9 protein-coding genes are annotated in these 23,527 nt (G+C 59.5%); 5 read left to right on the forward strand and 4 right to left on the reverse strand.

The features are described from left to right. Positions 1-57: 57 nt before the first annotated feature. Both GM655_RS18715 and GM655_RS18720 read right to left on the reverse strand, forming a co-directional pair. Positions 58-2,160, reverse strand: coding sequence for an FG-GAP-like repeat-containing protein (locus GM655_RS18715; RefSeq protein WP_196308805.1), 2,103 nt, complete (start codon positions 2,158-2,160; stop codon positions 58-60). Positions 2,161-2,458: 298 nt separating this feature from the next. Continuing rightward, positions 2,459-5,038: a PKD domain-containing protein gene (locus GM655_RS18720; RefSeq protein WP_196308806.1), complete on the reverse strand. Its 2,580-nt coding sequence runs from the start codon at positions 5,036-5,038 to the stop codon at positions 2,459-2,461. 301 nt (positions 5,039-5,339) lie between these two features. On the opposite strand from GM655_RS18720, the gene GM655_RS18725 reads away from it, so the two are divergent. The 5 genes from GM655_RS18725 (at position 5,340) to GM655_RS18745 (ending at position 11,414) form a co-directional block, all read left to right on the forward strand. After that, entirely contained in the window at positions 5,340-8,066 is a 2,727-nt protein-coding gene (locus tag GM655_RS18725) for a caspase family protein (protein WP_155436194.1), read from the forward strand. Between the two features lie 172 nt (positions 8,067-8,238). Continuing rightward, complete coding sequence (locus GM655_RS23195; RefSeq protein WP_196308807.1) at positions 8,239-8,853, forward strand: OmpA family protein; 615 nt, start codon at positions 8,239-8,241, stop codon at positions 8,851-8,853. A 1-nt stretch (position 8,854) separates the two neighbouring features. Next, the gene (locus GM655_RS18735) at positions 8,855-10,423 is read left to right on the forward strand and encodes a caspase family protein (protein ID WP_155436195.1); all 1,569 of its coding nucleotides are present in this window, start codon (positions 8,855-8,857) and stop codon (positions 10,421-10,423) included. A gap of 36 nt (positions 10,424-10,459) precedes the next feature. Further along, the gene (locus GM655_RS18740) at positions 10,460-10,921 is read left to right on the forward strand and encodes a hypothetical protein (protein WP_155436196.1); all 462 of its coding nucleotides are present in this window, start codon (positions 10,460-10,462) and stop codon (positions 10,919-10,921) included. A gap of 16 nt (positions 10,922-10,937) precedes the next feature. Then, complete coding sequence (locus GM655_RS18745; protein ID WP_155436197.1) at positions 10,938-11,414, forward strand: hypothetical protein; 477 nt, start codon at positions 10,938-10,940, stop codon at positions 11,412-11,414. A gap of 51 nt (positions 11,415-11,465) precedes the next feature. Here GM655_RS18745 and GM655_RS18750 read toward each other — a convergent pair whose 3' ends face one another. Both GM655_RS18750 and GM655_RS18755 read right to left on the reverse strand, forming a co-directional pair. Further along, positions 11,466-21,488 (reverse strand): caspase family protein, encoded by a 10,023-nt coding sequence (locus GM655_RS18750; RefSeq protein WP_155436198.1) that lies wholly within the window; start codon positions 21,486-21,488, stop codon positions 11,466-11,468. Positions 21,489-21,514: 26 nt separating this feature from the next. Continuing rightward, positions 21,515-23,092, reverse strand: a complete 1,578-nt coding sequence (locus tag GM655_RS18755) for a ShlB/FhaC/HecB family hemolysin secretion/activation protein (RefSeq protein ID WP_155436199.1) — start codon at positions 23,090-23,092, stop codon at positions 21,515-21,517. Between the last annotated feature and the right edge of the window lie 435 nt (positions 23,093-23,527).

Below are 23,527 nucleotides of genomic sequence, written 5' to 3' on the forward strand. Positions count from 1 at the left end.
GTGCGACGTCCATCCCGGCTCAGTGATGACCGTGATGCAGGTTGGGAGGGCTTGCCATCAAGGATAAAGCGTGTAGGCAAATCCGTTATTAATGGTGCCGATCAGGGCGGCTTTGTTCTCCGCGCTTTCGCTGAATCCGACGAGCGCATCCGCGACGGTAATCGTGTGGTTGTCGAGCAGTCCGGTCCAGAAATTGATTCCGGCAGTCTCGCCTTCGCGGTGAAGGACGTTTTGGTAAAATTTTAAGACGATTTCCAGATTGGTAGGCTGGGGACCGTAGATCGATCTAAATTCTGCGGAACCGACAAAACCGCTGGCAACGGTCGATAGACTTACGCCTTTATCCATGACAGAGATCCAGTATCCGAGGCCGGCCAAGTCCGGCTTACGCTCAAAAGCTGCCTGGTAGATTCGGTAGGCCTGCCCAGCATTGCCTTCGACGTCGAGCGCAATCGTCTGGTCGCCAAACTTGATACGCTCTACATCGATCAGCGTATCGATACCTCCGGCAGTCGAACCAACTTTGATGCTCCCGTCGGCGTTCCTGATGACATTGAAATCGGTTCGATTGCCGAGATAGACTACGGTATCGATCCCACCCCCGCCCCCGAGGACATCGTTGCCCGCTGCGCCGTAGAGTAGATCCGCACCGCTGGTACCGTATAAGGTCTCGCCGCTGTCAGCAGCGCGAAAGGCTGGACTAGCGTCGGAGCCAAGTAAGGTAGTGACGTTGTACTGGGTCGGACGATATGGGCTAGTACTGCTATCCAAACCCTTGAAGTTGTCGACAAACACGATGTCCGTCTTGCCGTCATTGTTGGCGTCGAAGATCAGCGGAACGCCAAGCGTGTATTCGCTTGTCTGGGTAGCGTTGGTGTAATCCGCGTTGGTCAGTGCTTTGCCATCCGTCGCAATCGTCATCGGCGCCATGTGACCGTTGCCCGCGTTGAGATAGGCAAATGCACCGGCCGCCGAATTAGTCGATAGCTGCTCGGCGTCACTACCGTAGGTGTGCAACACCAAGTCGAGGGTGCCGTTGTGGTCCACGTCCTGTAGTTCGGTCAGTGCGTAACTCTTCTCGTAGTGACCATCTTGCTGGCGGCTACCGTTGCGCACAATGTAACTGCCCAGCCAACTCATGGTCACATCGCTAAATTGCAGGTTCCCGTCGTTGTGTAGCACCTCGACCGCCTCGATTCCGCTGCCTTCCCAGTGGATCACGATGTCGTTGCGGCCGTCGCCGTCAAGGTCGCCGATATTGATGCCACACACGCCCATCGTCAGGCCCGAGAAAATGGTTGGCAGACCGCCTACCCATTTCTGCTGCACAAACTGGCCATCACTTCCTTGCTTGAAAACTCGGATCGTATAACTGTTAGTTAGCTGGTCTGGCCCGATATAGCTGCCAGTTACCAGATCAAGCCGTCCATCCCCATCGAGATCGGCCACTCCATTCGAGCCTGCATCCTGAAAATCAATGCTCTTGCTTGCCGAGTTACGTTGGGTTGCTGGCAGGTACTTGATCTCTTCCGGAAGGCCTGCGGTAGTGAAACTGAACTGCCCCTTGCCATCTCCGAGGTAGAAAAAAGTGCCACAGCCCTCAAAGTTGGGGCCCCCAAGGCGGGTAACGATGATGTCGAGATTCCCATCGCCGTTGATATCGGCCATCGACGACACGTGGTTGAACGCCGCCGCATTACCTGGCAGCGTAGCCGTCACGTCCTGAAACACGCCGTTGCCATCCTGCAGGTACAGATGATTTTGGCCGCCCGGGAAACCCGTATTCGGGTTACCGATCTCCAGTCCTTGGTCGACCACGAACATGTCGGTCCGGCCGTCATGGTTGAAGTCTGCAAGAAACACATTGTTAGACTGCTGGAAGATAACGCCCGGCATGATGGCTGCCGTGGCGTTGACGAAGCCGCCCTTGTGGTCATTGAGCAGGGCGACTCCGGATAACGCTGGGCCGTAGTTGAAATACGATGGATGCAGAAAAATGTCGAGGAAGCCGTCGTTGTTCAGGTCGGCCACCGTGTAGGACCGAATGTCGCTAGATCCCATTGCTGCATACAAGCCGCTGTTAGCTGGTTGATTGATAGGGAGCGGCAGCGCGTACGGAATGGTTGAACGGACTGCGGTGGACGATACATTGAATTTCATAGCGAATTCCTGGCGGGAGAGCGTTGCCATCATATTACGAAATTCGTACAACTTGTTGCAATCAACTCGCTGGCGGTTAAAAGGACGTTGAAAGCAGGTGCAGCCCTTCGGGTCTTGTCGCCGGAAGCATTAATAATTGGTGGTTCGACTCCGCCCCGGGCCACTTTTTTCAGTTCCGCACCACATTCCGTGAATCGCGTGGGATGCGGCAGTCGCATTAAGCATCCCAAAGCATGCCATTAAGTAAGCTAGCAGTGCGCTACCGCCGCCAGTACGCTGGCGGCGGTAGCAGCAGCGCCTAGCGGTAAGTCAGATAGTACTTAACTCCCTGCGCATTTTGTTGCGCACTGCCGGTCTGGACCAGAGCGACGTGGTGGCCGTCGGCACTGTGGAATATGCCGACGCCGTAACTCTGCACGCCGCCTATCAGCGGCAGCGTTAGATCCGGCGCAGGCAGCAGCAACGCTCCCGTATAGCGCTTATAAACCGTCGGATAGCTCACCGCGTAGTCGGGATATGAGCCGCCCGTGCTCGCCAGCGCCAGCGTCTCATCCATTGCCACCGAATGACTCAGCGACGTTAGCTGTCCGGTCATGTCGAGGCGGCCCGCGTACCTGAGCGTCTCGCTCTGGAAGTAATTGCCGGCCGCAGTGAACACCAGATCCTGGTTCTCGCTCAGGTATAGCGGCGAGTACATCGCGTAGTCGCCGTGGTAGGGTGAATCACCCGAACTGAGTACGGCATTGCTCTTGCCATCCACGGTGAAGTAGGAAATATCGGATGGCGACAAGCCTGCAGCGATCAGGAAGGCTTTATTTTTGCTCTCCGCGAAAATGCCGCGCTGAGTGCCGTAGAAGAAGCCATTCGCATAGTCGAGCTCGGACATTTTCTCGCCGGTCCGCGCATTCAGCACGATGACGCCGGGGCGGACCCACTGGCCGCCCGTCTGGCCGATCAGATAGGCGACACCGCTATTCGTGATGAAGGCATCCGTGTGAGATCCGCCGGTAGCGCTCGAACGCAGCAGCGTCGCGCTCGACACATCAACCAGGCTCAGCACACCTTCGTGCAGCACAGCAGCCAGCTTGCCGTCGTTACTGAGCTGCAGCGATTTGACCGCGGCAGGCAGCACCACAGATTTGATCGCGCCGGTAAACGGATCAACGATCTTCAGCGTATTCGGATTGCTAGCCACGACCACCAGCCTATCCAAGCCACGGCTATAGCGCGCTTCCAACGGCACGAATGGCAGTTCCAGCGTGCCACTGATGGCCGCCAGCACACGTACGGTCACGTAAGCGATCGATGAACGCTTGCCATCGCTGACAGTGACCGAAGCTACATAGGTACCGGCCATATCCGGGGTAAAACTCAGGTTCGGGCCTGACGGGCTGGCGATGGCAGCGCGAGAACCGACCGGATAGGCATCGAGCGCCCATGCATAGCTGAGTTTATCGCCATCTTCATCGTAGCTGAGTGCCGCCGACGCTGTTACCGTCGTCCCTGCCAGCGTGGTGATGGCGCTGCGGTCCACCACCGCAACCGGCGCATAGGTCCCCACTTCCACGTTCAAGCGCTGTTCCGAATAAGCGCCGGACGGATCAGTGGTACGCAGCAGTACGCCGTACAGACCATCTTTATCCGGGGTCAGCTGCACATTCACGCTGCTGGCAGACGATAGCGTGGTGCCACTGCCGGCCGGCTTTTCCACCAGACTCCACGCATAGGTGATCGGGTCACCGTCCGCATCGCTGCTAGCGCCGCCGCGCAGCGTGATCACGGTATTGGCCGGATAGCGCACGGATGGCCCGCTCGGCAGCGCCACTGGCGTCGCATTACTGCTGATGCTGGCCAGCGGACGGTTATTATTCACCGACACCGTGGTGCTATAGAAACTGGTCTCGCCGGTGCTATTGCTGACTGTCAGCTTCACCACGTATTCACCCAGCACGTCAGGCGCGAATTGCAGTATCGGCGCATTCGTGCCATTTAGCTGCAGCGCACTAGCGGCCGGCTTGCTGCTCAGGGTCCAGGCATAGCTGAGTGCCTTGCCGGCCGGATCGCTGCTGGCACTGCCATTGAGCGAAACTACATAGCCGACCGAGGCCTGCAGGCTGGACTTGCCCGCGTCCAGAGCCTGCGGCGTTACATTGCCCACCAACACCAGCGCTGGCGCCTGATTGCTTGCATCAAACACATAGACCGTGTCGGAATACGCGCCCTTGGGGTCCGTACCGCGCGCACGCACCTTGTACAGGCCGACCGCATCCACTACCAGGCGTGCAGTTTTTCCGCCTATCACCAGCGCAGCTTTGCTCAATGCCGGCTGTTCCAGGATTTGCCAGCTATTCGTGACCGGATCGCCATCCGGATCCGTGCTGGCACTGGCGTCGAGCACAATCGCGGCGCCCACACTGACGCTCTGGGTAGGCTTGATGACCGGCTGTGCCGTGTAGCTGACGCTGACAACGATGGCGCTGACCGGGGCGGAATTATCAACCAGCAGCGTTGCGTGCTGTTCCGACGATGCGCCTTTGCTATCAGTCACCTTCAGATTGAAAACATAGGTTCCGCCTACATCGGGCTTGACCGTTACTTGGGCACCGCTGCTGGCGCCGAGCACCAAAGCACTGGTGCTCGGCTTGGAGACGATAGTCCAGTTATAGCTCAGCGCGTCCCCTTCGGCATCCGTACTGCCCGCGCCACTCAGCAATACATCGCTGCCCACCGTCGCGCTAGCATCAGCCCCCGCGGCACCGGCACGAACCTGGCCACCCAGCAGCATTGCCACATGCGGCGCCGTGTTGGCCGGCAGCGCGGAAGCGCCCGAACCGCCGCCGCAGCCGCTCAGCAAGGCAACAAGCATCAGCGCTGGCATAAGCCATGGCCACCGATTGAATCTAATGTGTTTTTTTATCATCATTTTAAAGAGGGCAAACACGCACGCAATGGGCCTGCCCGTATAGTGGGTTAATCAGCATTACCAAATAAGAAAAACAATTTGGCTAATTTGTTTATTTAACCACACTTTACTCAGAACTGTACAAATCCCGCTGCCGCCCAGCCTGACTGCCAGACCAGCAAAACTGCGGCTGGCAAGCCACATGATTGTCATGTTTTCGGAAAAGCATTACATTATGCGGGCAAACCCTTACGCCACCTGACATTCCCGAATAAACATGACACGCACCAAATTGGCGCAAGCCTGTGCAATCGCGCTATGCGCGAACCTCGCTGGTGGCGCTTTTGCCCAATCCGGCTCGAAAAGCAGCATCGAGCGGTTCAAGCAGGAAGCCCTGAACGCGATCGCGGCCGAAAACGCCCGCAACAACCCCGAGAGCGCTGAAGTCAAGGCTGCCAAAGCGGCCGCCGCTGCGGAAGAAGCGGCCCGTAGCGAGCGCATCCGTGCAGCGCTGGCCGCACCTATCATTAGCCTGCCCAGCCAGGCGCCAGCCGACCGTGGCGGCGCCATCCCCGGCACTGGCGCCGCAGCGCCCGAAACCGCGGCTGGGGCCGTGGCTACGGCCGAAAATGCCGCTCAGAGCGCCAATGCTGCACCCGAAACGGTTCCTATGGGGAACGAACAACGCTTGGCTCTGGTCATCGGCAACTCGACTTACAAGAGCTCGCCGCTGACCAACCCCACGAATGATGCACGTGCGATGGCGATCAAGCTGCAGCAACTGGGGTTCACCGTCATCAAGAAGGAAAACGCTAGTCTGGAAGAAATGATGACGTCGGTGCGCGAATTCGGCAATCAATTGCGCAATGGCGGTATCGGCCTGTTCTATTATGCGGGCCATGGCGTGCAGTCGCGCGGCATCAACTATCTGGTGCCGGTGGACGCCAATATTGCCAGCGAAGATGAATTATCGACGCGTGCCTACAATGCCAACGAAGTGCTGGAGAAGATGGATACGGCACGTAACCGCATCAATCTGGTCATTCTCGATGCCTGCCGCGACAATCCGTTTGCGCGCAGCTTCCGCTCTGGCTCCCGGGGTCTGGCCGGCATGGAATCGGCACCGCGCGGCACGCTGGTCGCCTACGCCACCTCGCCCGGCTCGACCGCTTCGGACGGCGTTGGTGCCAATGGCCTGTACACGGAGCAGTTACTGGCTGCGATGGGCGAACAGGGCATGAAGGTAGAGGACATCTTCAAGCGCGTACGCGAAGGCGTACAGGAACAATCAGGCGGCAAGCAGACGCCATGGGAAATGTCTTCCATCACCGGTAACTTCTACTTTAACCCCACCCAGGAACAGGCCAACATGCCTGTCAGCGGTGGCGGCGGCATACGCGTCGCTGCGGGGCCAGCACGGCAGCTCAATCAAGTGCTGCTGCCGCGTAAATTAATTGAGAATTACCAGTTGGCCGGCAACTTCCCGATTTCCGCCAGCGCCACGGTCGGCGGCTTCTCTGCCAAAGGCGAACACTTTGCGCTGGGCACACGCGACCGCGCCATGTATCTGTGGCAGGTGGACAGCAACCAGCCTGTCATGGCCGAAGCCAGCTACGGGACGACCCAGTTGTCCGCCAACCGCCGCTACCTGCTTGGGCTGGCCGAGGGCCGCCTGCATCTGACCGACCTGAATGACGATGGCAGTAGCAAGCCACTCAGCACCCTACCCTACCCTATCGTGGCGGCGGGCATTTCACCGAGCGGCCACCGCCTGCTGATCTACACGGCTGCGCGCGGCTTCCAGTTATATGACACGGCCAGCCTGCAAATGCTGGCCCGTCTCGACGATGTCGATGGCACGCCGCACTTCGAGTTTTCACCCAATGGTGACCGCATCGTCACCTGGGGTAGCCATGACAGCAATATGAAGCTGTGGGAAAGCGAACGGGGCAACCGGGTCGCACGTCTCAATGATCACTGGAATCCGGTCGGCATGGTGCGCTTTTCGCGCGATGGCAATTTCCTCATCAGCGCCGCCAACGACGACAAAGTCATGCTTTGGCGTAGCGGCGATGGCGATAGCGTCAAGCGCCTGAGTTTTGGCGAAGGCAACCCGCTGCCGCAAAGCATGGAGGTCTTGCCGGACGGCCGCAGAGTCATGGCCTATGTCAATCGCAGTGCCAAACCACCGGCAGTAGGACCTATGCAACTGGGTGTGTGGGATAGCAGCAGCGGCAATCAGGTGGCCACCTTGCTGCCCGACGGCGTCACGCTACGCGACTACCGCTTCAGCCCGGACCGCTCGCGCCTGTTCCTGAACGCTTCCGACCATCACCTGTATGTGGTCGAGACCGCGACGCTTAAGCGCGTCAGTACGCTGACCAGCGCCGAATTGCTGGATTTCACTCCGGATGGCCGCCGCGTTATCATCCGCGCCAGCGAAGGCGTGCGTCTGCTGGACGCGGCGACACTGTCGCCGTTGGCCCGCATGCAAGGCCAGGTTTCCGCTTTCGTCGCGCCCAAAGGCGACCTGATGTTGACCAGCAATGCCGAAGGTTTGCTGACGTTGTGGCACACCGATCATGGCGACCAGGTCAGCCAGCTCAAAGGGCACCTCGATGCCATCGCGACAGCGCTGTTCTCGGACGATGGTCGCAAGGTACTCAGCGTCGGCACCGACAATGTCGCCAAGCTATGGTCCTTGCCTAAGATCAAGGACATGAATCTGCTGACCAAGGACCAGTTCGAATCTACCGCCGAATATCAGAAGCGTATGAGCGGCTGGACTTCGCCGTATAGCGCGCTGGTCAATCTGGCCGGCTACAACGCCGACAGTCAGACTTACAGCGTGCGCGCAGGCGAGGTCAGCATGGAAGTGCCGCTACCGCGCGAAGAAGCCAAAAAGCTGGTGGGGCAGCGCCAGGCCATCATCAGCGGCAATCTGCGCTTCTTCGATGCCGAGCAACTGGTGCTGGCCGACGCCAAACTGGCACGCCTGCAGTAAGGCGCATCCACGTGCCTGTCAACGGATGCCGCCGGCGCGGCATCCGTTTCATCAAGCTAGCACGGTGTGACAGCGCCGCCACAAGCGCCGGCGGGAACTTCTCTAAATGCAATTTCCCGCAACGATCTAACTTATAATTAAAACACTACTATCCTCACTTTGGCGCACCGTCATGGCACACCCTAAATTTTCTGCATTCCTATCGGCGGGCATTCTGTGCTGCGCCGCCACCGTCAGTGCCCAGGAGCGCGCTCCTTCGGCCCAGCAAATCATCGATGCCCTGAAACCTGCACCGACGGCGCCCGCCGCAGCCGCCCCCACGCCCGCCAAGCCAGCGGCCAAAACCCGTAACCTCAGTGTCGAAGACGTGCCTGCGGCGAGCGCGGCGCCCAGCGCAGCACCTAGCCCGGCGCCCGCCAGCGTGGCCAATCCGGCACCGGCTGCACGGCCATCGATCGATCTGGCGATCCAGTTCGACGTCAATTCCGACCACGTGCAGGCCGCCAGCGTGAAGCTGCTCAACAATCTGGCCGAAGCCTTGCAGGCGCCCGAATTGCGCCAAGCCCGTTTTCTGGTCGAAGGCCACACTGATGGTAGCGGCCAGGCCGCCTATAACAAGCGCCTGTCGGCCCAGCGCGCCATGCAAGTCAAGCGCATCCTGGTACAGAACCATGTCGATCCTAGCCGCATCGTTACCGATGGCAAGGGCTCGAGCGAATTGCTAAACCCCGCCATTCCAACCGCGCCGGAAAATCGCCGCGTACGCGTTGTGATGCTGGGGCTCTAGCATGGCGCCCCTGAAACGCGGACTGCTTACCAGTCTGGCGCTGGCTTGGGCAGCGACCAGTGTGCCGCTAGCGGCCAGCGCGGCCGATAGCGGTTCGACCAAACCGGCCGCGCGCGCTGCCGAAGCCGCCAACCCGGCCCAGCCACGCAACACGCGCCATGCGCTGATTATTGCCGTGGGTGATTACATGGACCCCGCCATACCGCAGCTCAAAGGCATACGCCACGATGTCGAGTCGGCCAGCCGCATGGCGGAAGCCATGCAGATCGCACCGGAGAACATCACCGTGCTGCGCGATCACGAAGCTACCGCCAGCCGGATTGAGCAGGCAATCGCCGCACTCGATGCGCGCACCAAACCCGGCGACCGCGTGTTCTTTTACTTCTCTGGCCACGGTAGCCGCTGGCTGGACGCGCGCGCGAGCAAGAACGGCTGCGTGGAAGCCTTGCTACCGGCCGATAGTGTGCCGCTCACCAACGAGCATGTGGCGCAATTGCTCAAGCCTATCTCCGACAAGGCCGACAAACTGTTTGTGTTCTATGATGCCTGCCATTCGGGTGGCATTGTCGGCAAGCCGCTGGCCCTGACACGTAGCCTGACCCAATCCGACGGCGCGCGTCTGACCCCTAAATTCAGTCCGGCCGGCGTGGCCGATGCATGCTCGCGCCCGGCCAATCTGCGCAGCCGCAGCCTGACCGGCGAAGCCATGCGCACCGGCAGCCTGACGCAGAACATCGTACAGATTTCATCCTCGCGTCCGGACGAAGTTTCGTTCGATGACGACAGTGCGGGTGGCCTGGCCACGCAAGCCTGGCGCGACTGCATGCTCGGTGCTGGCAGCGACCTCGACCAGTCGGGTGCGATTTCGGTCAGCGAAATCGCTACCTGCGCTCAAAGTCGCATCGATGCGCGCTTTACCAGCAGCCAGCAGTATGCTGCCCAGCATTTGACCTTGGGTGGCAATACCAATTTCGTGCCCGGCTGGTTCACCGCCACGCAGGTAGCGGCGGATGCCGCCAGTACTGCACTGTCCGATCCGGCCGCCGCATTCAAGGATGTGATGGCGCAGCGCGATCCGCGCCGCAAAGTCGAATTGACGCCGGCCTCGACCTTACTGAAAATCGGCCAGGACATGCTGGACGTGTCGGTAACCTCGTCGCACGACGGCTATATCTATCTGGTCTTGCTCGGCTCCGACAAGAGCAGCTTCTATATGCTGTTCCCGAATGACCGCGACCAGGACAACCGCATCCGTGCGGGCGAAACCATCAAGCTGCCACGGCCTAACTGGCGCAGCCGCGCCCAGGGCCCGGCTGGAGTGGACCGCATGCTGGTGGTGGTCAGCGAGGCCGAACGCGATCTGTCCATGCTCGGCGCAATGAAAGCGGGCCCCTTCGTGCGCAGCCTCAGCGATGCTAACGGACGCGCCAATCTGCAGTGGCTAATGGGTACCGCACGCCAGCAGAACCAGGCGGCCTGCCAGCGCACTGGTGCTGCCCGTACGGCGGCCAATAGCCGCGAGTGTTCGGATGCCTTCGGTGCCGCCATGATCGAATTAACCGAGTGGTAAGTCTACTCACTTCTCTGACCTAGCCGGAAAACTGCTATGAAGAATCTGCGCACGACTTTGCTGTTCCTGAGCGTACTCTCGCTGCCCGTCTGGGCTGCATCAGATGAGCCGCTGATTACCCTCGCCGAGAGCCAGGCCGAACAGGGCCGGCTCAATCAATCCATCCTGGTTGCCAAAAGCGTGCCGCAGCCCGGCGCACCGCAAATCAACCTGCTGGAACCGGTCGACCCCGGCAACATCGTGGTCACGCCCTTCCCCGTGCGCTTGCAGTTCAGTACGGAAGGCGGCGCCAATGTGATCCCGTCCTCGCTACGTGTGTACTACGGTGCATTTGGTATCAACATCACGGATCGCCTGCTCAAGCGGGCGCGCTTTGAAAACAACGAACTGCGTATCGACAGTGCGGAAGTCCCGTCCGGCAAGCACCGCCTGCTGGTCAGCATCGTCGACAGCCATAACCGCAGCACAGAAAAACTCTTGACCTTGATCGTCAAATAACCGCTACAGGCCTATTATGAAACTGACCCGTCTTACTTTATGCACGCTGCTGCTCGCACTGTCGACGGCCCGTGCCGCCGATGCGCCCGCCACTGCTGCTGCGGCCGCGCCCGCTACTCCTCCGAGCGTGACCTTCCTCGATTCGACCCTGTTCGACAATATGCTGTCGCGCGAACTCAACAAGGGTACCAATGAAGTGGAAGTCGTCATCAGTGGCAAAATGTCGCTGAATAACATCCCGCCGCGCGTCGACAAATGGATCACTGCCGTGGCGGAAGAGGGCGAAGTCACGCTGAAGCCGGTAGACAATGCGCTCAAGCCCAAGTTTGTTCTGGCCCTGCTGCCCGTGGTGTATTCCTTCCTGAAACAGTCGACCATCGAACGCCAGGTCAGTGTCGCTGCCAAGTACAACGCTGCCGTGGTCTATCACATCGACAAAAACAGCGGCGAATCGGTGATCGATAAAATCGTGTTCCAGAAAAAAGCCCAGTAAAACCATCCCACTTCCAGCACGCCGCCGCAGCGGCGTGCTGTCTTCCCCAGCTTATTTATAGCTGCGCGCCTCGAACAGATAATCCCCGCCTTTGACGTAGCCGGCCGACAGCGCTGCCCCATACTGCGGCACTTGCGGATACGCCGCCATCACCTGCTGCTTGGTCGCGCCAAACACGCGGCTGCCCGTGTCGTAGCGGTTCACCTGACGCAGCGCCTGCATCAAGCTCCAGGCAAAGATCGAGTGGCCTTCGACGCCATCATCGGCTACCGGCTCTTCGCCACCGGAGGACATCACCACCACCGAACGACGGCTGAGGATCTGGCCCGCATCATCGCTGCCCAGCACCTGCTGTTCGCTGGCAAAAGTGCCCGAGTAGCAGCTATCGGACACCAGCATCACCTGACTGGCGGGTATGGCCGCCAGCAACTGGGTGACGTCCTTGGTGGAAATCCAGTTAGCCGGATTATTGCTGGCGGCATCGGACGGAATCCAATAGCCTTGCTGGTTGGCCCGGTTGCGTCCCGTCATATAGCCATGGCCGGCGTAGTACACCGTCACGCTATCCTTGGGTCCCAGCTCGCGCGCCAGTGCCGCCATGCTGTTGATGATTTCCGCTTTGCTAGGATCGCGCAAGACCCGGGTCTCGTAGCCGAGTTTTTCTGCCATCAGCGCCGCGATTGCTTCCGCGTCCGGCAGCGCCGAGTCGAGTGGCGTGATACGGCTGTCGCGATAGTTGTTAATCCCGATCACCAGTGCCACCTTGCGCTCGATCTGCGGCAGGAAAGCCGTACTAGGCAAGCGCAGCGGCGTACGCCCCGCCTGCGCCTGCAACTGCGCCTGTAGCTGCAACGCAGTCGGCAGACACACATTGCTCACGCCAGCACCGCAGATCGGCAGATCGGCCGCATGGCTGTTGCGCGCCAGTATAGCCAAGGCGTCCTGGAAGATTTCCGTCTTGTAGGCATGGCGCAGCACGGCACGTTCAGCCAGCTGATCATTGTTCATGCGCGCCGTGGCGGTGGCCGCAAATGCTGCCAGCACCCGCTGGCGTCGCTGCGCTTCACGCTCGGCCACTGTCTGCGCGGCCGTTTCCGCCTTGGCCTGCTGAACCTTGGCTTCCTCAGCCTTGGCTTGTGCAGCGGCTTTCCGCACTTCCACCTTGCGTGCTTGCTGTGCCAGCTGACGCTGCATCCCCGCCTGCTGTTCCTGTAGCTGCTTGGCCGACTCAGGTTTGCGCCCGTCGGCGCGGGCCTGTAGCTGCGCCTGCTGCTGATAGTTGCGCGCTGTTGCGGTATGCAGTTGCGACTCTTCGCGCAGCGCCTGCGCCGCCAGCGATCCCGTCTGGGCCTGGCTGCTGCGCGCACTGGCTTCGGTCCGCATCTGGCCAGCCGCCAGCCGCAGCTCGTCTGCCCTGGCCTGCAGGATCCGGCTTTCCGCGCTGAGCTGACTCGCATCGATGCGCTGCTGTTCGGCCTGCTGCTCGGCTGCTGCACGCTGCTGCGGCGATTTGGCCAGACGGGCTTGCAACAAGGCTTCACCACGCGCGGCTAGCGCCAGTTTGGCTTCCGCTGCAGCACCACGGGCACGCGCGTCGATCTGCTGTGCTTGCAGGTCTACGTCCTTGGCCTGGGCCAACTGCAAACTGGCGTTGGCTTCGGATTTCTTTGCCTGGGCCGCTGCCTGGCGCGCTTCCGCTCCGGCCAGGCGCGATTCCGCCATGGCTTTTTGCGCCTGCGCCGTCAATTTCAACACTGGCGTCGCGGCGCTGCTCAGAGCCGCATTGGCTTGCTCGCGCTCGCCGGTGGCGCGCTGGCTCTCCGCCTGGGCCAGCTTGCTCATGGCTTCTGCCTGACTCACCTCGCTCGCGACTTTACTGCTCACTCCCGCCACCGCCGTCTTGGCCGGCACGGCGGCCAGCACCGCGCTAGCCTTACGTGCACTCGCCTGCTCGGCGCTGGCAACTTTACGCGCCTCGGCGGCTTCGCGCTTTAGCTGCTCGGTCGTCTTGCCCTGCTCGACTGCGCGAGTTTTCTCATTCTCCCGGCTAGCGACGCGCTCTTCCTTGGCTGGCGCGACCGCTGGACTGCTGTCTGCTGGCTTGCTGTCCGCTACGGGGTCTGCTGTCGTGCGCGGTGCTGGCGCAACACTATCCGCCACGGCCAGACGCACGTCATAAGTCACCGGCGCTGCCACGGTAGCGCTCGGCATCGACACCACCAGTGCGGGCACCGCGCACAGCGTTGGGTTGCTGGTGCAGGTGATGCTGGCCGCATTGTCAGAGCTGTCCAGGTTCACCACCGGCGCGTCGGCAGGCAGCAGATAGCCTTGTGCGGCGCTACTGCCGCCTAAGCCCGCCGGCGTCAGCTGGTAGCCATAGGTAGCCAGACGGCTGTAGCTAAGCTGGCTTGCAGGGTCCTGCTTGGCCGCCGCTGCACTGCCTAACGCAACCAGCCAGTTGGCATTCGGCGTGACCAGGGCGCCATGATTGACATAACTATCGCTGGCATACACTTCAGCCAGCAGATTCTTGGCGCCGATTACATTCCAGTCCACCGCCTCGTTACCGCCACTAAAGACGGGCAACAGCGGCGCCGCTGGATTAGCACCGGTCGCCGTCAACGTACCCGTCAATTCAAAAGTCTTGCCGCTCGCGCTGAAGGTCGAGGTATTGAACTGCCCATCATTACCGAGGTCGACCAGCACCGCGCCAGCAGACGGCATCGCCGCGCTATTGCTGGTGTGCGACACGATGGCGGCCGCCGAAGCGCCGGCCAGCATACGCGTTGCGCCACTGACGTTGAGCTTCAGGCTGGAGCCATGCGCATCGATCAGCGCCGCGGAGCTGCTCCCTGTACCGCCTTGCATGTTCAAATTACCGCCGACCGTCAGCGTGAGCTGGCCGTCGGGGTTAATCGCCGCGATGGCGCCCTGATCACGTCCATAGCTTTGCGCCGGATTGGTGGCGTTCAGCAAGGCCACACTGCTGCTGCCACCGGTTAGATTCAAGTCGCCCGTAACGGTAACGTTTGCGCCACCCTGCCCTGTGGCCAGCAACGCGCCACCATGGGTATCGCTACTACCGCCGCCGTTGAGAGTGATCGTCTTGGCATTGATGATTTTGGAGACGCTGCTCGATGGCGTCAGCTGCGAAGTGGAAGCGATGGCCGCATTATTCGCCGTCGACGCACCATCGGCAACATTGTAGTAGCCGCCCGAACCGCCGGTCAGCGTGATGACGGGATAATAGGCCGCACCGGCGGAGCTGCCGATATTCTGCTGCCCACCTTTGCTCAGGTCGGCCAGGATCACGGCACTATTGTCGGAACCTTTGCTGCCGCCCGTCAGCGACAGCGTACCGCCGGCCACAAAGTCCAGCGTCTGGCTACCGCCGCCAAAGGCATAGATGCCGGCCATGTTACCGCTGGTGCGGCAGCCGGTGCAGTAGGCTACGGCTGGATTAACATCCTGCAGCCCATCCCCATTACCACCGAGCAGTTGCACACTACCGCCGCCATTGATGACCAATGACTGATTGCCCGTCCCCATCTGCAGAATGGTGGCACCACTGCTCTTGTTGCCAGCACCGTTACCGCCACTCAGGGTCAGTTGCGAATTATTGCCGGTCAGGTTGATTTTTTGCGCAAGCGCATTCGCATAGATCGCGACACCACTGGCACTACCTTGGCTAGCAGCAGTGAGGGCAATCTTATTACTGCTGATTACTTGCGAACCAACAGCTTTCTCACTGTCCAAACTGATATCGACGCTGGCCTGATCGGCAGAACCTGCCTTTAGTGTTAGCGCATCGCGTGCCGTGATCGTCTGGTTAACATCAGCCGTGATTGTGACTGTCGAAGCGATGCCGGCACCGCCCAGCAAGCTGATGCTGTCTGAGTTAATGGTCTGATTGCCGCTGCTATAGACGATCACGCCATCATTACGATGTTCAGCAGTCGCCCCGCCCCCCGTCAGCGTGATCCGGCCAGCATTGATGACCTGATCGGCATCGCTACCCACATTTCCAATTGCCTGCACACGGGCACGATTCGACTGGCCGCTAGCCCCACCAGAGACTAGCAGTTCATTGGTATTGATTTGCTGCTGAATATGATCACCATACGCATACAGGAGCACATTGTTATTGCTGCCACCATTGCCGCCCTTGAGAGTAATTGTCGAGGCAGTGATCTTTTGCAGCTTGCCGGATGGGTCGGTAGAGCCATCTTGGATAAACGCACCATTGCGCGAACCGGTACTACCGGCCTGCATATCGATACTGCCGGCGTTAATCGTCTGGTTACCAGTGCTATTGATATTCGCATTCGACGACAGATTAGCGGTCCCCGCATAGCTTCCGCCAATCAGACTCAGCGATCCCGTAATTGTAAATGTTTGGTCGCCCGCTGCCGCCATGCCAACTGGCCCGCCCGCTGCTTTCAACAGCAGACTATCGGCGATCAGCTGCTGGCTGCCATTGCTGGAAAGCCGCGCGTCGTTGTTGGAGAACGTCGCCTGACTATCCGTCGTCACGCCACCCCCGTACAGTTGCACGCTCTTGGCTTCGATGCGCTGATTGGTGGCCGTGGTGCCATTGTAGTCGCTCCACACATGCGCCCAGTTATCATTGCCAGAACCACCCTGCAGCACCACGGTATCCGCCTTGATCAGCTGGTTGACTCTGATGCCTGACACTTCCAGTTGCGCGAAATTATGATTACCAGCAGATCCCCCCTGTACGGTCAGAGTACCTGCGTTCACCGTCTGGGTAGCATCCGTAGCGCCACCCAGCACTAGACCGGCACCATTGTTCTCGCCAGCGCCGCCTTGAATCAGCAGGGCATTCTTTACCGTCACCGTCTGTGCAACGTTGCTGGAAACAGAAGCCTGATTACTGCTGCCAACCGCACCACCTACAATCGCCATGCTGCCAGCCGAAATACTCTGACTGGCATCGCTAGCTATCCTTGCCACACTATGTCCGGCGCCACCACCTGCCGCGACCGTGATTGCGCCGCTGCTGATGATGTTCTGGCTAGTTCCGGCTTGTATCTGTGCCGACGAGATGTCCCCATCTGTTACGAGCTGCACAGCGGATCCGCCCTGTACCGCAATACTGCTGGCCGTAATGTCTTGCTTGCCCGCCGAGGTCAGCAGTGCAAAATTCCCATCGGATGCGCTGGCCCCGGCAGTAGCACCACCGGTCAGCGTCACCGCACCGGCTCGCACATTCTGCGTGGTGGCCGTGTTATCTACGTCGTCGCCGTTGGCTTCGATGAACGCCCCGTTGCTGCGGCCTCCGCTCCCCCCGGTGATGCTCAGGCTCTGATTAGCGTTGATCTGCTGCACACTATTGTGACCATTCGCAGAAATCGAGGCCATGCTGCGCAAGCCCGAACTACTGCCCAGCAGCGCCAGCTGGTCGGCCGTAATCGACTGGGTAGCATTATCGGCATTCAGAATAATTTGAGCACCAGCGCCACTGCCAGCCGTCAGATTCAGATTGCGCGCGACGATGGTCTGGTCCGCGACGCCGGAAATCACGGCGGCCGAAGTGGTGCCGCTACCGCCCAACAAATTCAGCGTACCACCTACATTCAAGTTCAGTTTGCCGTTCGGGTTGATGGCAGCCTGCGCTGACACATCGGTGTAATACGCATTGGCAGGATTGACCGCCCCCTGCAGACCCACATTGCTGGCTCCGCCTTGAAGTGTCAGGTCGCCCATGACATTAATCAGCGCGCTACCTTGTCCAGCGGCCAGCCACGCGCCGCCACGGTTATCCGCGCTGCCACCACCATTCAAGGTTATCGAGGCAGCGTTAATCGTCTTCAGTGCCGAGGCGGGTGCAATGCCCAGCGCAGGTACCGCGCCTATCATGGCGCCATTGGTTTCCAACGCCCCATCAGCCGCGTTATAGAATCCGCCGCTGCCGCCCGTCAAGCTGATCTGCGCATAATTCGCTGCACCTGTGGAACTGGTAATGGTCTGCTGCGCCCCCTTGCTCATGTCCGCAACTATCAGCGCGCTATTACCGGCGCCTTTGCTACCGCCAGTCAGCGACAAACTGCCGCCAGCCAGAAAATCGATGGTCTGATTGCCCCCGCCAAGATTGGCAATCTGCGCCCGGTTTGCGCTCACATTACAGCCTGGGCAATAGGTCGCATCAGGCTCGATGGTTGCGTAACCATCCCCAGCACCACCGAACAGCTTGATGGAACCGCCTCCATTCACGGTAATTTTCTGGGTGCCACCATCAGCAGCTTGCACGATTTGCGCCTCACTATTATTGGCGCCGCCGCTACCACCAGTTAGCACCAATTCGGGGCGTACACCGGTGAGTATGATGTTCTGGTTCTTGACGAGGCTTTCGATGCCAGCGTGGCTATAAACACCACCACTACCGGCAGTAGCAGTCAGACGATGCACACTAATTGTTTGCGTCCCTTCAATATCAGTTTCGCTAATCGGATTTGCCTGTATAAATGCTCCTGCATTTTCCCCGCTGCCTGCAAATAACTGCAACTTATCAGCTACAACTATGGTTTGGTTATGCACTGCATTTATTCCGACCCCGCCACTTGCTCCCGTTCGTCCATCTAATAAAATGTCCGTGGCCGTGATACTTTGATTTCCCAAACTCGTCACACGTGCAAAATTATAGAGTCCGCCAGAATTGTCATCTTGAGACTGTAAGGTCAGCGTGGTAGTACGAATCGTCTGCTCGGGCAGCGTGTTGTCAGTCGCAAGTACGCGAATGCGGCCTACATTGTTGTTACCTGATGCTCCACCCATTACGCTAATATTTGTCGCTTGAATATCCTGAGTAACTTTGCTGCCATAAACTTGAATCACGCCATAGTTCGATGAACCGACGCTACCGCCAGTTACCACAATACTGTCTGCGATAATTGACTGGGTTTTCCCTACGCCTTTGGAACTACTTGTCGTTCCAAGGCTAATCCCACTCAGGGTATTGGCATTCGCACTCGCCCCCTGAATATCGATAGTGCCTGCGGTCACCGTCTGATTACCGGCATCGGTGACAATTGATGCAATATTCCCCAGCTGGGTAGCCCAACCACCTTTCCCAGCGCCGCCACGCATGGTCAACGCCTGCTTGACGGTTACTGTCTGATTCTGCTGGGTATCGATCAGCGCCCCCGCTCCGTACGAAACCGGACCACCAAGCATGCTGAGCGTATCAGCGCTGATGTTCTGCACCGCATCGCCGTTAATTGCCGCCAAATTATCAGTGCCCGTTCCCCCTTGCAGTTTAAGCACGCCAGCCGTAACCGTCTGGCTGCCAACAGTGGTCTTGCTATCGTCACGATTCCACAATTGCGCATAGTTCTGCGTACCACCACTGCCGCCCGTGATATTCAAGCTGGGAGCCAGCACCAGCTGTTTGGTGCCTACCCCCTTAGCATTCACGCTGGCAGAGTTGTTCGACCCGGCCACGCCGCCAGTCAGACTTAACTCCGTTCCCGCGGAAATAGTCTGGATTTGACCATCTCCTTTGCTGGCATTGATACTGACGGCATTCCCATTGCCCTTGCTGCCACCCTGTAAGCGGATGATATCGGCAGAAATATTCTGGTCGCCGGCACTGTTCATGCTCACCGGGCTGGCACCATCTCCTGAGCCGCCCGTCATCAGCAAAGCACCACTGAGCTTGACAGTCTGCCCGCCTGCGCCGGCATTGACTTCGACATATGAGCCCTGATTACCAGTGCCCTGATATGCGCTGGAGCCGCCATTGAGCTGCATCGAAGTGGCAGTGATATTCTGGCTGCCCAGGCTAGTGACGGACACGCGATTGCTTGCGGCCTCATTGGCATCAAGATTGATTCCGCCCGTCAGCGTCATCGTGCCCGCATTGATGGTCTGCGTCGATTTATTGGGCGGCAATTGATCTGGATTCAACAGCGGCGACGAAGTCGAAATGATGGCATAGTTGCTCGATCCGCCCACACCCGCCGCCACATTCAGACTGGTACGTGCGGTAATGTTTTGCACGGCGTTGCTGCCATAGGCTTCTATCCGAGCCGAATTATTCTGCCCGCTGCTGCCCGCTGTCAGACTGATCGTATCGGCAGTAATCGACTGCGTACCGCCCTGCGCTCCATTCTTGCCGAAACCGGAAGAGATAAACGTCTGACCATAGGCACCGGATACCAGGCCTATCTCAGTTGCATTGATCAGCTGATTGCCATAACTTAAGATGCTGCCGGATTTATTAACGGGCGTGCTGCCGCCCACTAAACTATCCTGTCCATACACCATCACTTTGGCGGCATTGATCTGCTGGTCACCACTCGAGGATAGCTGAACGGCACGTACCGACAAGGCCCCCGTCGTGGTGAGTGACTGCGAGCCATCGGTGGCCAGCATATACATGCCCCTGAACACTGCATCATCCGGGCCATACAAATTGATATTGCCGCCATTGCTCAATAAAGTCTGGCTCGCCGACGAGAACAGACTACCGCCGATATCTATGGTGCCGCTCAGATTCGCGCCTTTACTGTCGACCTGGGTGGTACGGCCATAGGCAGTCGATGCATCGAGCCGTATCGCCACCTGCTGGGTATTAATACTGGAACCCGAGCCAGTTGCAATATACGGCGCTTGCACCTTGATCGTCGTGCCATTGGGTACTGCTGCATTGATGGTGCCACTGCCGCCACCCGGCAGGAAGGTGACGAAATCAGTCGCCGCCAGTGTGCCATTGGACGATTCGAGAATGCTGCTCAGCGTATCGAAACTGGTAGCGCCCGCAGCGGCTGCGCCACTGCACTCGCTGGCATTGCTGGCATAAATGCAGAACACGGCCGGATCCAGCAGCCAGTTGCCCGTCTTGCCCTTGGGGGCCAGCGTATTGGCCGTGCCGCCCAGCGTCAATGTATGGCCTGAAGTTTCGACCTGGCCACCGTCGCCGCCCTGCGCACCACCGCGCGCCGCAATCGAGCCGGCAAAACTGGTGTGCTGATCCGACCACAGCACCACCTTGCCGCCATTGCCATTCAGCGTGGCACTGGCATCAATGCTGGCGCCTGCGTCCATGTTGGTGGTACGCGCATTGGGCAGCGCACTATTCGCGCCCTGATAATCGCCGCCCACCAGTACGCTGCCGCCGCCACCGCTACCGCTGGCATCGATGCGGGCGCCACGCTCGAGGCTGACCTGATCGCCCAGCACTTGCACGCTACCGCCCTGACCAGCCGTATTGGCCGCGCTCAGCGTGCCGCTCACACGCACGCTATCCGACGCGCGCAGCACGATACGCCCCTGTGCATCGACCGCACTGCTATCGGCCCGTAATACCCCCTGCTGATCGAGCAGCGCACCATACATATCGATCTGTCCACCGGCGGCATCGAGCTGGCCCAGATTGATCGCCTTATTGCCCTTGGCGCTCAAGGTCACCGACAGCGCCGGGCTGCCGCTGTCGACCAGGCTGACTTGCTGGCCAGCGGCCAGCAGAATCTGCCCGCCCGGTGCACGGATCAAACCACTGTTGCTCACTTCGCTACCTATCAGATAGACGCTGCCACCCAGCGGCGTGGTGATGCTGCCCAGATTGCTGACCAGACCACCTGAGCCCGTGAAGTTGTATTTACCGGCCAGGAAATCCGCATCCGACAGTTGCAGCGACGAAGCGATCAAACCCGCCACATCGACCACTGCATGCTGACCAAACAGCACGCCATTGGGATTGATCAGCAACACCCGGCCATTCGATTGCAGCGTTCCCAGAATCTGGCTGGGGTCGTTGCCGGTTACGCGGTTCAGCACCACAGACTGGGCATTCTGCTGCAAGAAACGCAGCAACTCGCCATTGGCCACATTCAACTGCCGCCAATCGATGATAGTGCCCGGCGTATTCGTCACCGTGTACACATTGCCATTGACGGCAAAGCTGGCCGTGCCATTCCGGACGATAGGGTCCAGCGGTGCAGCAAAGCTGGCGCCTGGCAATGCCAGCATCCCCAGCAACGTAACTTGCAAGACACTGGCATGCACACTGGCAAGTGGCATAGGCACACGCGAAAGTATGGCTAGACGCAACATAAGCGATTCTCCTGCAGGCAACGAAACTAGAAGGAATACTGCAAACTGGCGTGTACAAACCCTTGATTAGGGCGGCGCGGTGCACTCACGCCGGGCGGAGTGGCAACCTGTGCCGCACCGGCATCACAACGCAGGCTGAACGCCTTATCCAGGCTATAGCGCAAGCCCAGTCCGACACTGGCCAGATGACTGGCCGCAAGCGGGCTGTTGTCGCTATTGCGCAGCCAGGCGGCATCGTAGAACAACAGCGTCCGCAAACTGTGGCGCCGCCGCGCGCCGTCCGCAGACGGCAGCAATTCGGGCGTCATCAATTCCAGATTCACGCCCAGGCCGCGATCGCCGGCGGCCGTGCGCTCGTCATAGCCACGTACCGAAGCAGCGCCACCCGCGCCAAATTGTTCGCTGGGGATCAGTGTGCTGGAACTATATTGGCCATTGACGGTGGTGCGCCATTGCCAGTCAGCGAGTGGCAGATTCAGGAATGCACTGGCGCGCACGGCCTGCCAGTTGCGTGCATGGTTGCCATAGCGCTCAGCCTGGCCATGGACACCACCGGGCAGATTGCGGAAATAGCTGACGCCGGCACCGAGCTGGTAAGCAGGGCGCGCCACCTGGCCCAGATAGCTGATGCTCAGCGGACGGCCCGTGATGGTGCCGCAGTTGTCGAGCACGGTTCCAGCAATGCTGCAGCTATTTTTGAAATCTTTGTAGTCCAGCCCATAAATCAGCTTGTGGCGATATTCGCCCAGACTGCGCAGCGTCTGGTTGAGCCGCATCCCCAGATACAGGCCTTTGCCGCTAAAGAACAGCGGGCCCGCTGCCGACGCCACATCGCTTTTGTTATCGGAATAGGCCGAGACCAGATCGAGCGTGAGTCCGCTGGCATAAAACGGTACGCGGTAAGCCCCGGTAATGCTGGCGGCTTTGTCCGGCTGCTGCACGCTGGTCATCGCTTGCAGGCTCAACACATGGTCGCGTTCGAACAGATTCGCATGCTGGTAGCTGAGCCCTATCCTTTCGCGCCCGGTGGCGGCGTTGCCCGCATTGTCCAGCAAGACGCCAAATTTGCTGATCTTGTCTTCCTCGACAGCGATCTGCGCATCTACCAGCCCGGGCTTGCTACCGGCCGAGAAATTCACCGCCACCTGCTTGGCGGGGTTGTCATTGGCCAGCAAAACGGCGGCCACCAGCGCTGCCGTATTCGGCGCCTGACCTTCGCGCAAGGGCGGCAGACTGGCGCGGATATTCTGCGCCGAATAAGCCTGGGCGCCGATGACGTCCACCTTGTCCAGTACGCCCTCGCTAATCCGCAGCACGACCACGCCCTGTTCCAGCGTCTGTTCCGGTGCATACACTTGAAGTATGGGATAGCCGGCCGCCACATAAGCTGCTTTCACGGCCGCTGCCGCCCGCTGCACATCCTCGACCTGGCGCTGGCTGCCCGTATATGGCAACACCAGAGTCTGTAGCTGGGCCGGATCCAGCGTTTGCGCGCCCTCGAAGACAAAGCGCTGTATGGTAAATTCCCCCGCCTGCACCGGTGCCGCCAATGCCGCACATAGACTGGTCAGCACGGCGCTATTGATCGCCCCACACTTTGCCATGGATTCCCCCGTGAATGACGCTCAAGCTTGCCCGGCCAGATCTGGCCGTAGCGGTCCAATGCCACACCATGGCGCAGCACCGTGATGACGCAAGCAACGTCATACAAATGGCGACAGATATGGCGGTTACGCTGCTGAAGAAACTAAGACTGCTGATGCCAGCACACTCGTGGATTGGGAGTGCACCGTGGAACTGACTGGGCGATGAACTGCCGAGCGAATCTGAAATAAGGCACGACACAGTGTCGGCCATATTGTCATGAATAAATGACAGATGAACAACAACCGAGTGTAGTGAGGATGAGGATGGAGGTCAATCAACTATTTGCACACTGCGATACAGCAGTGGCCAAGCCGCGCCAGACGTTGCATTTTTGCAGCATCGCTACAAATGCGCGAGCCTGGCGCCCGCTGCCCGCAGCAATCACGCTGCGG

This window comes from Pseudoduganella danionis (assembly GCF_009720775.1).
Lineage (GTDB): Bacteria > Pseudomonadota > Gammaproteobacteria > Burkholderiales > Burkholderiaceae_D > Rugamonas > Rugamonas danionis.